The following is a 14,147-nucleotide window of genomic DNA, read 5'->3' as shown; positions in this document are numbered from 1 at the left end:
AACGTATTAATGGAAAATAAAGCCGTTGTTGGGGCGAACAGTAGGTTGGTTAGAGGGGAAGAAAAACGAGAAAAGTCAGTAATAACAAAGAAAAGGAATTTTTTGTTTTTGCTTAGTGTTTTTATTTTTTACTTGGTTGTTGCCGCATTATTAATTCTTTCTGGAGACGATTGGGCCTGGGGCGGAGATATCGGGCAGGCTCGTCTTGCAAACAAATTTGATGAATACAATGGTAGGTATTTTGGTAATATTATCGAAATGATTATCACACGGAGTATGATTGCTCGTTTACTTATCTATTCAGCAGTGAATACGGGGATTGTTTTTTTCATGAGAAAGATTATGAAATGCCAAATTCCATATATCTACTGTTTTTTAGTAATTTTACTCTTACCCGTAAGTTTTTATAGTCAGACGTATGGATGGTTAGCTGGATTTGCTAATTATAATACATCCACTTTCCTATTGTTATGGATTGTTTGGTTAGTTAAAAAGAACGGAAATAGTATCCTTTCACTAAGCAGCATTTTTATCTTATCTTGTTTGTGTCAATTTTTTATTGAAAATATGACTATTGCTAGTGTTTTGATAGCAACTATTGGCTTAGTAAGTGCTATCTTTTTCAAAGACCATATTTTTCCTTATTTTAGTTGGTTGCTAGGTTCTATTATGGGCGCATTTATCATGTTTTCAAATAGCGCTTACCATATTGAAAATAATATGCGGGGTTTTTCAAATGTTGATATGCATTCTTTTTTTACTACTCTGTTAACAGAGTGGTCTGAATTGTACGTTAAACAAAACGCTTTGCTTTTATTTTTATTTACTATTGTGATGTACTTATTAACTGAAAACAAAGGCTTAGGAAAATTAGTATTGTATTTTTTGCCTTCAAGTTATTTTATTTTACGTTACTTATTAAATATATCTTGGCAGCAACAACCATTGTTTATTTTAATATTTGAATTGCTTTTAATTGTTATTTTCTTAGTAACTTTAATCGTCGTGGTTAGCAAGTCATCTATTGCATTTGTTAGCAAACGCTATTTTTTTAATTATTTAACCATTTCCTTGATGTTGTTAGCTCCTTTTTTAGTTGTGACTCCTTTTGGTCCAAGAAATATTTTAACTTCTTATGTGTTTTTAACTTTAGCCTTATTTGAATTAGTGATTCATACAAAATTAGACTTAGCTAGTCATTTAACTAAAAAATTAGCCCTAACCCTTGGGCTTTGTTTAGCTCTATTTTGTATTGCGCTACATGGAGTCAACAAGTATGAAGAAAACCAACGGATCGCTCAGTTAAAACAAGCAATCCGATCAGACCAAAAAGAAATAGAGATTAAACGTTTGCCTTATGAATTTATCGGTCATGACCTAACACCGCCAAATGGAAGTGTCCAAGGTGATCGACAAAAAGTGTACCATGGCGTTCCTTTAGATACGATATTTAATATTACTGGCTACCATGATTCTTCACTAGATAAAATGTTGGAAAAGCAACAGTAAAGATTTGTTTATGCTGTGCAGAAGTCTTCATCATTTAAAATATGAGAAAAGAAAATAAGAAAAAAATATTTTATTTGGATACACTTTCAGGTATAATAGGACAAGTTAGAAACAAGCAAATTAGGGGGGCGTTGTTTTGAACGACGAGAACCAATCAGAAGACAACCAAACTTCAAATAAAAATAAAAAGACAAATAATAACAATAATAAACCAAAAGATGTAAAAAAACGTAAAAGCCGTAGAAAAAAAGAAGACAGAGTCGTGCGTAAGATCGTTTTAGTCATTATTTTAGCCTTGGCGATTGTAGGTTTGATCTTTGGTTTTTCTACTTATAATTATGTGAAGTCTAGTATCAAACCGTTAGATCCCAATAGCGAAGAATCCATTTCGGTAACAATCCCTAATGGCTCTTCAAATAAAATGATTGGGGAAATTTTAGAAGAAGAAAATATTATTAATAGCGGTATGGTCTTTAATTATTATATGAAGTTTAATAACCAAGACGGCTTTCAAGCAGGAGAGTATGTATTTTCACCAAGCATGACCCTCAATGAGATCGCTGATAGTTTGAAAAAAGGTGAAAGTGCGCTTAATCAAGCGAAAATTGCGGTTCCTGAAGGGTATGATGTTGAGGAAATTGCTTCAGACATTTCCGAACAAACAGAGTTTAGTGAAGACGATTTTCTTGATTTGATGAATGACGATGACTTTTTCAATGAGTTGCAAGAGGAATATCCAGAGCTATTAAACGATGCAGCTGAAGCTGAAGATGTACGTTATCGTTTGGAAGGTTATTTATTCCCAGCAACCTATGATTATCAACCAGATATGAGTTTGAAAGAACTTGTGCAGCAAATGGTTGCAACGACTGATTCCATTATGGAAAACTATTATGATGACATTGATGATTCTGATCTAAATGTGCAAGAAACAATGACGGTTGCCTCATTGGTAGAAAAAGAAGGGGTAACAGAAGAAGACCGTAAGCAAATTGCTCAAGTGTTCTTTAACCGTACAGAAGCAGATATGCCATTACAGTCTGACATTTCTATATTATATGCTTTAGGTGAACATAAAGAATTAGTTACCTACGAGGATCTTGAAGTTGACTCACCATATAATTTATATCAAAATACTGGCTATGGCCCTGGTCCATTTGATAACCCGAGCGAAGATTCAATTGATGCAGTGTTGAATCCAACTGATAATGATTATTACTACTTTGTTGCGGATGTCTCGACCGGTAATGTTTATTATGCAGAGACTTACGAAGAACACAACGAATTGATTGAAAAATATATGGACGACTAAAAAACGTTTACAAAATAAAACCGAAATTAGGTTTACAATTTAAAAAAATAATGGTAATCTTTTGTGGACTTAAAAAGATTACCATTTATTTCTTTTGGAAAAACATCTAGCAAAAGAAAATTTATGAAGGAGATTTTAGTAATGGCAGAAGAAAAAGTTTATCCAATGACCCCAGAAGGGAAAGAACAATTGGAAGAAGAATTAGAAGAATTAAAAACAGTGAAGCGCGGTGAAATTATTGAACGAATCAAAATTGCCCGTGGTTTCGGAGATCTTTCCGAAAATTCGGAATACGAGTCAGCTAAAGATGAGCAAGCCTTTGTTGAAGGACGTATTACAACATTAGAAAATATGCTGCGCTTTGCTCAGATTATCGATAGTGATGAAGTTGATAAAGACGAAGTGTCCATTGGTAAGACAGTTGTATTCAAAGAATTGCCTGATGAAGAGGAAGAAGAATACAAAATTGTAGGAAGTGCAGAATCTGATCCCTTCTCCGGGAAGATTTCCAATGACTCACCGATTGCACAAGCCTTGATTGGTAAAAAGGTGAATGATCAAGTAACCATCGAAACGCCAAATGGCAATATGCAAGTAAAAATTGTTAGCGTAAAAGAAAGCTAAAGTAAGATAGGGATGAACCTTTCAGGTTTATTCCTATTTTTTCAGCCGGAAGGCGGATGAGTACTAAGCTGCTTTGTAGTAAAGTATAGAAAAGAAGAAATTAAAAGAGGTGAATTATGTGAAAAAACCGGGACGATTTTTTTTCGTCATTGAGAGCTTATTATTTTTAATGGTTATTTGGCAAACAATCCAAAACCCATTTTTGCTCTTGTTGATAGGTTCAGGGGTCTTTTTAATTTACCTTGCTTTACGTCGCAAAAGAAAATTAAAAACTGGTAACTTCAAATTATTTTTGGGAGTTATTTTGATTTTGTTTGGCTTGCTTAACAATCCAGCAGTTTGGCTTATGCTGGTTTTTACTATCCTTTTTATAGGACTCAAAGGGATTGAAATTTCAGGTATTGATCTTTCTAAATATGCGTTTTGGCACAAGAAACAAATGATTATGGTTCAAACACAAGAGTCTGAAAGTCATGATGGTAAAAAGAAAAAACAGCAATGGTTAGGCAACGAACGTATTGGTGACCATGTTTATGAGTGGGATGACATTAATTTAAACGTGCTATCAGGGGATACGATCATTGATTTAGGGAATACAATTTTACCTAAAAAAGATAATATCGTTCTTATTAGAAAGGGAATCGGGCGGACACGAATATTGATTCCCACGGGGATTGGTGTACAATTAGAACATACTGCTTTAATGGGCGCTGTCTTATTTGAGGATTATGAGACAAAATTACGAAATGAAACGCTCACGCTTTATAGCAAAGAATATAGTGAAAGTTCACGACATTTGAAGTTAGTAACAAATACGCTAATTGGTGATATTGAGGTGTTTCGGGTATGACAGCTAGGAAAACGCGAAAAATGCTAGCCACATTCAGTAGTCTGCTTGCTTTTTTTACCATGTTGATCATTTTGGCTTTTTACATGTTGGGATTAGAACAAGAGCAATGGTGGCTACAAATATTTCAAGTGAGAATTGCTTATATGCCGATTATATTTTATGTAGTTGGGATTGCGCTTGTATGCGGGCTCATTACTTTTGTTACTCTCACTTATTATCAAAAAAAAGAAATGACGCCTCTAGCAGAAAAAATTCGTTTACTAGTCAACGGCAATTTGGAAGATCCGCTTTTAATTCGTCCGATTGTTGGTACAAATGAAAATAAAGAGCTTACTGCTATACATCAAGATATTTTTCAAATTAAAGAAAAAATGAAGGATATGTCAAGTGAACTACAAGCTTTAAATACTCGATCTCCTTCTATCGATGGTCAAACAAAAGAAGAGATACTTGAAAGTGAGCGCCATCGCTTAGCAAGAGAATTGCATGATTCAGTATCACAAGAGTTATTTGCTGCGATGATGATGATGTCGGCTGTTACGGAACAAGCAAAAGGGTCGGATATTTCTGAAACGCAACAAAAACAACTGCAAATGATTTCGTCTATTATTAACACCTCGCAATCTGAAATGCGTGCTTTATTGTTGCATTTACGCCCGGTCAACTTGGAAGATAAGACCTTGAAGAAGGGAATTGAACAATTATTACGCGAACTGCAGACGAAAATTACACTTTCTTTGACTTGGGATATTGAAGATCTGAAAATTCCACGTCATATTGAAGACCAGTTATTTCGCGTTGTGCAAGAACTATTATCAAATACCTTACGTCACTCCAAAGCTAATGAGCTAGAAGTGTATTTACATTTGATTGATCAAAATATCTTATTACGAGTGGTTGATGATGGGGTCGGTTTTAATCCAGATCAAAAAGAAAAAGCCGGCAGTTATGGTTTACGCAATATACGTGAGCGGATTGCTGCTATTGGAGGAACGGTTAAAGTCATTAGCTTTAAAGGACAAGGGACGAGTATTGAAATAAAAATTCCTTTAATTAAGGAGGGCTTTAAAAAATGATAAGTGTTTTATTAGTGGATGACCACGAGATGGTCCGGTTGGGGGTATCTTCTTATTTGTTGGTTCAAGAAGATATTGAAGTTATTGGTGAAGCAGAAGATGGACGAGAAGGTTATGAAAAAGCGATCCAATTACGCCCAGATGTTATTTTGATGGATTTAGTTATGGATGAAATGGATGGGATTGAGTCTACCCAACTTATCTTAAAAGAATGGCCAGCAGCAAAAATTCTGATTGTTACCAGTTTTATCGATGATGAAAAAGTTTATCCTGCAATGCAAGCAGGTGCAGCAGGCTATTTATTGAAAACTTCTAGCGCGGCTGAAATCGCAGACGCAATTCGTGCAACACAACGTGGAGAACGTGTGTTAGAATCTGAAGTATCTGATAAAATGAGTCAACGCAAGTCTTATGAAGCAGCCCAGCTACATGAAGAACTGACGATTCGTGAAAAGGAAGTTTTGATGTTGATTGCTGAAGGGAGAAGCAACCAAGAGATTGCAGATGAATTATTTATCACTTTAAAAACGGTGAAGACGCACGTGTCGAATATATTATCAAAATTAGAAGTTGAAGATCGTACACAAGCTGCGATTTATGCTTTTAAGCATAATTTAATCAACTAAAGGAGAACATCATGAAACAAAATTATGCTATTATCGGATTAGGTCGTTTTGGTGGGAGTATTTGTCAAACTTTGGTAGAATCAGATCAAGAAGTATTAGCTATTGATAGCAATGAAGACCGTGCTAATGAATATATGGATATTGCGACACACGTTGTTGTAGGAAATGCTCAGGATGAGACAACATTACGTTCGCTAGGGATCCGTAATTTTGACCAGGTAATCGTAGCCATTGGTGAAGACATCCAAGCAAGTATTTTGGTCACTTTAATGGTTAAAGAAATGGGTGTGCCAAATATTTTAGCTAAGGCCAATAATGAATACCATGCGCGTGTTTTAGAAAAAATTGGCGCAGACCGAGTTGTTCATCCAGAACGTGATATGGGCGTGCGAATTGCTCATAAGATGGTTTCTAGCAACATCTTGGATTCTATTGAGTTGTCCGATGAGTATTCTTTAGCAGAAGTTCGTGTAAGAAATAAAAAGTTCTTCAATAAAACTTTATTAGAGATGGATTTTCGTCGACGCTTTGGACTAACTGTAGTAGCTGTTCGTCGTCGTAATGGGGACGTTATTGCTTCTCCTGCAGCAGAAGAAGTCGTTCGCGAAAATGACCATTTGCTAGTTATAGGTAATGCTGAGGAAGTTGACCAATTAGATGAAAAATTAAATGAATAGGAAGTGTACTAAATGAATTTAACGATTACGCCAGAAGCTCTAGGTTGGTTTAAAAGAGAAATCGATTTAGAATCCGATATGGGAATTAAGTTTTTCGGAAAAGTTTACGGAAGTACGCAAGTACATGACGGTTTTTCGATCGGTATGTCGGTTGATCGTCCAGAACATCCCATGATCGAAAAAGAAATGGACGGAATAAATTTTTTTGCTGAAGAAGCAGATGATTGGTTCTTTAAAAATTATGATTTAACCGTCGATTATGATGAGAAACTAGATGAACCTAAATATATTTTTACAGAAAATTAGCTATAAAAAACCAAGTGCTAAAAAATGCATTTGGTTTTTTATAGAAACCACATGATCAACATTTTTTGTGTTATAATTTTAAAAAAATATATAAAGAAAGATGTTGTTTATGTTACTTATTTTAATTTTTTTAATCCTGCTATCTTATAGCCTCTTAACGAAAAGCAATAAAAAAGTTATTCGAAATATTCTTTTATTAAGTGGAGAATACATTCTTCTATCGTTTCTTTTATGGCGAGCATTTAATCGCGCATTATTGAATCCCCCAGCATTGCTATATTCTCCAATTAATAATCCGCAAAATATGGTAATGTGTATTATTGCGGCTCTTGTTATACTTGGTCTATTGCAATTGTATATAATTATCTCAAATAGAGGTTATATTATACGGAGTACTTACTTCAATAAGCCACAATGGGTTACATTTATTTTTTTAATACTCTTTATTTTTACAGGTAGTCTTGCTTATACTAGCAGCTATTGGACTATGCACGATATGGGAAATGTTCGCTTTGATCAGATCGTTTATATTATGAGTCAACCTCTGCGTGGGACAGATCCTTTAAAAATCAGAGAATTTATTGCTAAGCCATTGATTTCAGCTTTTTGTTTTACAAACATTGGCGTAATGATTATTTATTTTTTTGCAACTCACCAACTCAAGTTTCGCACACCAAATTCGGTAGATAAGCCTTGATATAATTGGGCAGCGTATCGATCCAGAGCTGTAGTTGACTTTCAATGAAGTCTTGTAGTTTATGACTCGCTTTTTCACTGACTGCTTGCAAAATGTCCATTAGTTCTAATAAAGCCACCGACCAGTCAAGTTCTTTTATTTGGTCAGCAAGTTCATAAAATAAGCCGCCTAAGGTCCGCTCGTCATTGGCACAGCGTTGTTGCCAACTTAATAAGATGTAGCGCGTGAACACAATGGTGGTATGACAAATCAAGGCTTGATAATTGCGCGTTTGGGTTTCTTGTGACAAATGAAGGAGAGATTTGGAAACTTTAAAGAACGTTTCTATGTCCCAGCGAACCGAGTACGTCTTCACGATTTCTTGGGATGACAAAGTCAGGTCATCTGTCATAAGGGCTAACCAAGCACTTTGGTTATTCCGATTTTTGACAAAAACGATTTTGACGGGGTTCTTCCCGCTGCTTGGCTGAACAATAATAGAGGAAATGATGGCTTCTTGACAGTATTCCTTTATTGACTTTTGGTAGAGTTCGCTTAATTTATATAAACGTCTTTGATAAAAATATTGGGTTTTGCCATTTTTTGCCATACCTAGGGTATGGATGCCTAAATCATGCAAACGATCGATCATTTTAGGAGAGGTAAACCATTTATCCATTAACACATGACTGGCGTAAACGCCTTGATCAAGGGCTCTTTGCACCATCTCAATGGCCACATCAGGCATAGATCGTTGGGCTTCTTTGAAGCGTTTTGCCCCACTCGTTCTTTGATCACTTTCCGCTTGTTTTTGATTGACTTGGTTTTTGCCTGAAAGCAATCCAAAATCAATAGGAATAAAAGAGTACCCATCAGAAAAGCCTAAAGTTAGCATGCGATAGCCTTTATAACCTTTTTGTAAAGCATGATCCCAAAGGCGCGCCAAACCAGGCACTTTCTGACTTCGATTTCGATAGAACGTTGAGTCATCCAAAACAAGCGTACGTAGATGGGTACTTGGATCTGTTAATCGATGGATCTTTTCGATCACAGAAGCACTAAAACGAAGCAGAAAGCTACGCCAATTATTGTGCGGATCGTTCATCAAACGGTAAACGGTATCTTTCTTCATATATTGATCTGCTTCACGTCCGCTGAGGACTTGGTTCAAGGTCTTGCCCTTAAACACTAAACTGAAAAGAAAAGTAAAAATAATGGCGGGAGAATAGCCTTTTTGCTTACAAATAGAGGTTTGTCGTAAAAATTTCAGGACGTTCAGTTCAGAAAAAATTGCGTTCATTTCATTTGGTAATTGATTTTTGATGTTTTTTAAGTGTATCATAAGAGCAAGAACTCCTTGTTTTTAGATTTGTCGTTAAATCCATTATAAAACAAAAGGAGTTCTTTTTGTATCCTTTGAACAAAAGTCAAGCGAACCATTATTTTACTATCAGCGTTGTTCTATCAAAGGGACATCATCATTTTGGGTATGCGAAACTTGAGTCACCAAATTACTTTAAAAAAGGATAAACCAATTAAAAAGAAAAAATTTTTATCACCTATTTTCCTTTTCTTGGGAGTGTTAACATTATCTTCAGGATTGTCCTTAGGTATTAGAGAAATCGGTTATGCAGATGTTAAAGCATATTATTTTGAAGATACGAAGGTTTATGATGATTCCTATGTTAATCCGGCCACTGTTGACTTACAGTTTCCTAAAAAGAAGAGAAATTTAGTTTATATTTATCTTGAATCGATGGAAAGTAGTTATGCCGACAAAAGTATTGGAGGAACTGAAGAGGAAAACCTCATTCCAGAGTTATCTGATATGGCTTTGCATGAGGGAATCCAATTTTCCCACAATGATTCTGGTCAATTAGGTGGGATGATGCAAATTCCAGGAGCGAATCAAACGGCAAGTTCTATGGTCTCACAAACTTCGGGTGCTCCTTTAAGAGCGAGTAATGGGGTTTTAGATGTCAATGCTTATGGTAAAGAAGAACCAGGTGCTTTTTTCCCTGGTGTATATAGCTTAGGTGAAGTACTAGAAAATGAAGGTTATAATCAAATGTTGTTTATTGGCTCGCAAGCTGAATATGCTGGTAGAAAAGCGTATTTTCAGCAACATGGCAATTATGAAGTTCGTGATTATCATTGGGCGAAAGAAGAAGGACTAATACCTGAAGATTATTATGAATGGTGGGGATATGAAGACGATAAGCTCTTTGATTTTGCCAAAGATTCATTGACTGACATTGCTGATAGAGAAGAACCTTTTAACTTTACCATGTTGACAACAGACACACATTTTGAAGATGGTTACGCTACAGATAAAACACCGGATCTTTTTGGTGACCAATATAGCAATGTGATTCACGATTCCGATCAAAAAGTTAGTGAATTTATTGAATGGATGAAAACACAGCCATTTTATGATAATACGACCGTTGTGTTAGTAGGAGACCATTTGACAATGGATAAGGACTTTTTCGAAGATATCGATCCAAACTATCAACGGAGTATTTACAATGTCTTTTTAAATACAGGCAAAACAGAATTTAAAGATAATAATCGCTTATTCAGTGCTGTAGATATGTACCCTTCCACTTTAGCTGCTTTAGATGTCCAAATTCCCGGTGATGAGCTTGGTTTGGGAGTAAATTTGTTTTCTGATAAAAAGACTTTAATGGAACAAATGGGTTATGAAAAATTTGACCAAGAAATGACGAAACGGTCCGATTACTATGACAAGTATTTAATGCAAGGTTCTGATTATGATGTTGAACAAAAAGCTGATAATTAGTAAAAAGAAGCGAGCTTTAAATCTCGCTTTCTTTTTGGGTAAAATGGTATGATTAGGTTGAAAATTATGTTTATTAGAAGTAGGAGGTTTTTGTATGCTGTCCATCGTTGTTCCATGTTTTAACGAGCAAGAATCGTTACCTTATTTTGTAAGGGAAGTTGAAAAAGTTGCCTCGTCGATCACGCATTCGATTGAATATATTTTTGTAAATGATGGCTCAAAAGATGATACATTACAAAGTTTGCGTGAATTACATCGAAAAATGCCCGATCGTGTTCGTTATATTTCTTTTTCAAAAAATTTTGGCAAAGAGTCTGCATTATATGCAGGTCTACAAGCAACTCAAGGTGATTTAATTACGGTAATGGATGCTGACTTACAAGATCCGCCTGAGCTATTGCCACAAATGATTGAACGTCTTGAGACGTCAGATATCGATTGTGTAGGTACTAGACGGCAAGACAGAGTTGGTGAACCTGTTCTTCGTAGTTTTTTTGCCCGCTTATTTTATAAGTTGGTTAATAAATTTGGTGATACGGAGATGATCGATGGGGCTCGTGACTTTCGACTAATGACCCGTCAGATGGTGGATGCGATTCTATCTATGACAGAATATAATCGCTTTTCCAAAGGAATATTTAGTTGGGTCGGTTTTAATACAGAGTATATTTCCTATGAGAATCGTGAACGCGTTGCAGGTAAAACTTCATGGTCTTTTTGGAGTTTATTTAAGTACTCAATTGATGGCATTGTAAATTTTTCTGACGCTCCTTTAACGTTGGCCGCATTTACCGGAGGTCTTTCTTGTATAGCAGCTATCATTGCATTAATTTTTATTGTCATCCGTGCGTTACTATTCGGGGACCCAACGTCTGGCTGGCCGTCATTAGCATCCATTGTGCTATTTATGGGAGGATTACAATTACTATCTTTAGGTATTATCGGAAAGTATATCGGTAAAATCTTTCTGGAAACCAAAAAACGACCGATTTATATTGTAAAAGAAACAGAAAAAGATATAGAAAAAGAAAGATGATCCAAGTTGGATCATCTTTCTTTTTTAGTATCCAAAAGTAAGGGATACTTCATTTTCTGCGAGTTGTTCGTTTTTGGCGAAACTAGTAAAATTAGTGAGGAATATAGCCATAAATTTCTTTTGAAAATGAGGGGTAAAGCCAGAAATATGTGGCGTGATTAAAATATTTTCTAAATTCCATAACGGATGATCTGCAGGTAGTGGCTCTTCTTCAAATACGTCAATAGCGGCGTAAGCAATCTCTTTGGCGCGTAAAGCTTGGTATAAATCCTTAGTATCAACACTTGCCCCTCTGCCGACGTTAATATAGGTAGCTGTTTCTTTCAAGTTTTTGAAAAATTCCGTATTGTATAGATGATACGTGTCATCTGTTAAAGGTAAAATATTGATAACAACATCCGCTGTATTTGATTGTTCATCTAGTTTGTCTAAAGAATAAGTTTCTTTGAAATGGTCGATTTTCCGACCGTTGGTATTGATGCCAATAGGTTGAGCAGCAAAGAAATCCAAATAACTTGCTAGTCGTTGGCCAATCCTCCCAGTACCAACAATCAAGATACGCCGATCTTGCATTACTGCATAATTATCTGCAAGTGCCCATTTTGCATGTTGTTGATTTTGAATAGCAGAAAAAATACCACGATTTTGCATGAACAGAATTGCTAATAAATGGTCAGCAATTGACTGGGCGTGGATGCCACTGGTGTTTGAAAGCTTTATACCGTATTGTTCAAACAAATCTAGTGGTAGATAATCAACCCCGGCCGAAATTGACTGCACCCATTTTAAGGGCGTGCCTTCATATAATAAGTTTTCTTTCCAATTTTTTTGCCATCCAATCGTAATTTCGACTTTTTGCCAATCTTCTTTACTGTTTAAATCGTCTTCTAGAACAAAGTGATAATCACTATCGATATCTTTCATTTTTTGCACGAATTCTTCGCGAAATGGGCGATTAGATAAAATATACTTTGTCATAAAATTCACTCCTTTATGTCCCAGTATACAATACTTTAAAACAAAAGACATTTCCAACCAATTGGAAATGTCTGCAATTTATTCGATTTTTTTAGCGCTTTTGGTCGCTTGTGTAAAGATAAAGAATGATAGAATGGCAACAAATGTCGTACTGTCAAAGCTTGCAGAAAAACAATTGATAATTGCTCCTATAATGATCGGTAAGGTAGCGCTGGCGATCATTATTTTTAAATTATCCAAGAACCGATTCTTAACACGACGGATGCGACTATATAGATTTGCAATAATGGATGCAATCAGTAAAGTAACAATCAGGTTAATAAAAGAAGGATAGGTAGCAACAAGTAAAACCATTAACGGCGTCCACCACGGAAGTTGACTTTGACTTAATTCATTACGCAATTCTTCGCCTGATAAATTTTGAAACTGTTCATCAGTATAAGAAAATTCAAATTGATTATCTCCAAGTATGGATTCTGTGGCTTCATTTGATTGTAGACTTAAAACAGCTTCGTTTTGTAGTAGTCCTACACTTAAAAAGTTACCGATCATATCAGTGGAAATGTCATCAGCTGTTCGTTGTCCTTCTGGATCGAAAGTGAAAATGATCGAGTCCGTCTGATAAATAAAGCCTTGCTGTTCTTCTGTTTGTATTTGACCATCTTCAATGGTGAAATCAGGAATCTGTTCGGCAATTTCTGCGCCATCTGACTGAATGTCCGAAAAAACATTTCGAACTTGTAGCGTAATAGGTATAGCTGCAATCAGACTTAATAATAATAAATAGATAATGATTTTACCAAAGCCAATATTTTTAGCATCCTTTAATTTATTAAAATGCATGATTGAGTTTTTTGCTAGCTGCAGCAAAGTCATAAGTTAACCTTCTTAATATTAGTTTTATTCATACCTTCCATTTTATCTAACTAAAAGTGAGAAAACAAGAAGAATTATTCGTTTTTTAGCTGTTGCCTTATTTTTTAGGAAACCGTTAAAGTACGTTGTTGTTTATAATTGCATCATAGCATACTTTTCTTCTTTTAAAGGCTTTAGTCTTTATTAATATTTGTTCAGAGACTGAATAATTAGAGGAATTACTATAGAAAATAGAAAAGAGTGGCCTGTAGTAGTTCCAGTAAAGGTAGTTTGTTATAATTAAAGTAAAAATATATATTTTTACTTTAAATCGCGTGAATTAATGGTATGATACTGGATTGTGAGGTGGCAAATTGAAACAATTAATAAGAAAAATAAAAGAAGATAAAAAATTGCGAGAAATAATTACTTATCTATTTTTCGGCGGAATGACAACTGTAGTGAACTTTGTTGTCTTTTTTCTAGCTAGAAATTTATTAGGCTGGAACCTTGTCGTATCAAATACGCTTTCGTGGATACTTTCCGTGTTGTTTGCTTTTGCAACCAATAAAAAATGGGTGTTCAAATCAAAATCCACTGGTACTAAGCAATTTTTAGTTGAATTAGGAAAATTTTTCTTCTACCGGATTGTTTCTTTTGGCATTGATATGGGCTGTATGCTGCTCTTTATTGATGTCTTTAAAATGGGTGAATTTTTGGCAAAACTTATTACTCAGACCATAATCGTGGTTGCCAATTATGTATTTAGTAAATTTCTGATTTTCACCTCGAAAAACGTTTGATTTTTAAAGGGAGTAA

15 protein-coding genes are annotated in these 14,147 nt (G+C 35.2%); 12 read left to right on the top strand and 3 right to left on the bottom strand.

The features are described from left to right. Positions 1-9: 9 nt before the first annotated feature. From C7K43_RS04320 to C7K43_RS04280, 9 genes are all read left to right on the top strand, one after another. Positions 10-1,509, top strand: a complete 1,500-nt coding sequence (locus C7K43_RS04320; protein WP_124005739.1) for a hypothetical protein — start codon at positions 10-12, stop codon at positions 1,507-1,509. 136 nt (positions 1,510-1,645) lie between these two features. Further along, the gene (gene mltG / locus C7K43_RS04315; protein WP_124005738.1) at positions 1,646-2,821 is read left to right on the top strand and encodes an endolytic transglycosylase MltG; all 1,176 of its coding nucleotides are present in this window, start codon (positions 1,646-1,648) and stop codon (positions 2,819-2,821) included. Positions 2,822-2,962: 141 nt separating this feature from the next. Continuing rightward, positions 2,963-3,445 (top strand): transcription elongation factor GreA, encoded by a 483-nt coding sequence (greA, locus tag C7K43_RS04310; protein WP_124005737.1) that lies wholly within the window; start codon positions 2,963-2,965, stop codon positions 3,443-3,445. 118 nt (positions 3,446-3,563) lie between these two features. Beyond that, positions 3,564-4,295, top strand: coding sequence for a cell wall-active antibiotics response protein LiaF (gene liaF / locus C7K43_RS04305; RefSeq protein WP_124005736.1), 732 nt, complete (start codon positions 3,564-3,566; stop codon positions 4,293-4,295). After that, positions 4,292-5,371, top strand: coding sequence for a sensor histidine kinase (locus tag C7K43_RS04300; RefSeq protein WP_124005735.1), 1,080 nt, complete (start codon positions 4,292-4,294; stop codon positions 5,369-5,371). Before liaF ends, C7K43_RS04300 begins: the two co-directional genes overlap by 4 nt. Next, a complete protein-coding gene (locus C7K43_RS04295; protein WP_124005734.1) occupies positions 5,368-5,997 on the top strand; it encodes a response regulator transcription factor in 630 nt (209 codons plus the stop codon). The genes C7K43_RS04300 and C7K43_RS04295 overlap by 4 nt, the downstream gene beginning before the upstream one ends. An 11-nt stretch (positions 5,998-6,008) precedes the next feature. Then, positions 6,009-6,674, top strand: coding sequence for a potassium channel family protein (locus C7K43_RS04290; RefSeq protein WP_124005733.1), 666 nt, complete (start codon positions 6,009-6,011; stop codon positions 6,672-6,674). A gap of 12 nt (positions 6,675-6,686) precedes the next feature. Further along, entirely contained in the window at positions 6,687-6,980 is a 294-nt protein-coding gene (locus C7K43_RS04285; RefSeq protein ID WP_124005732.1) for a HesB/YadR/YfhF family protein, read from the top strand. A gap of 109 nt (positions 6,981-7,089) precedes the next feature. Further along, a complete protein-coding gene (locus tag C7K43_RS04280) occupies positions 7,090-7,677 on the top strand; it encodes a hypothetical protein (protein WP_124005731.1) in 588 nt (195 codons plus the stop codon). On the opposite strand, the gene C7K43_RS04275 is transcribed toward C7K43_RS04280, so the two are convergent. Continuing rightward, a complete protein-coding gene (locus C7K43_RS04275; protein ID WP_124005106.1) occupies positions 7,640-8,998 on the bottom strand; it encodes an IS4 family transposase in 1,359 nt (452 codons plus the stop codon). The two genes, C7K43_RS04280 and C7K43_RS04275, sit on opposite strands and share 38 nt — an antisense overlap. 156 nt (positions 8,999-9,154) lie before the next feature. On the opposite strand from C7K43_RS04275, the gene C7K43_RS04270 reads away from it, so the two are divergent. Both C7K43_RS04270 and C7K43_RS04265 read left to right on the top strand, forming a co-directional pair. Next, complete coding sequence (locus C7K43_RS04270) at positions 9,155-10,459, top strand: LTA synthase family protein (RefSeq protein ID WP_226996733.1); 1,305 nt, start codon at positions 9,155-9,157, stop codon at positions 10,457-10,459. Positions 10,460-10,553: 94 nt separating this feature from the next. After that, positions 10,554-11,495, top strand: a complete 942-nt coding sequence (locus tag C7K43_RS04265; protein ID WP_124005730.1) for a glycosyltransferase family 2 protein — start codon at positions 10,554-10,556, stop codon at positions 11,493-11,495. Between the two features lie 24 nt (positions 11,496-11,519). On the opposite strand, the gene C7K43_RS04260 is transcribed toward C7K43_RS04265, so the two are convergent. Then, a complete protein-coding gene (locus C7K43_RS04260) occupies positions 11,520-12,473 on the bottom strand; it encodes a phosphoglycerate dehydrogenase (protein ID WP_124005729.1) in 954 nt (317 codons plus the stop codon). A 78-nt stretch (positions 12,474-12,551) separates the two neighbouring features. After that, complete coding sequence (locus C7K43_RS04255; protein WP_124005728.1) at positions 12,552-13,349, bottom strand: DUF1189 domain-containing protein; 798 nt, start codon at positions 13,347-13,349, stop codon at positions 12,552-12,554. Between the two features lie 353 nt (positions 13,350-13,702). Between C7K43_RS04255 and C7K43_RS04250 the strand changes: the two genes are divergently transcribed. Further along, on the top strand, positions 13,703-14,131 hold the full coding sequence (locus C7K43_RS04250; protein ID WP_124005727.1) for a GtrA family protein: 429 nt from the start codon (positions 13,703-13,705) through the stop codon (positions 14,129-14,131). Positions 14,132-14,147 lie beyond the last annotated feature (16 nt).

This window comes from Tetragenococcus koreensis, from assembly GCF_003795145.1.
GTDB classification, from domain to species: Bacteria; Bacillota; Bacilli; order Lactobacillales; family Enterococcaceae; genus Tetragenococcus; species Tetragenococcus koreensis.
The sequence above is the reverse complement of the archived record's forward strand: the minus strand, read 5'-3'. Positions and strand labels throughout refer to the sequence as shown.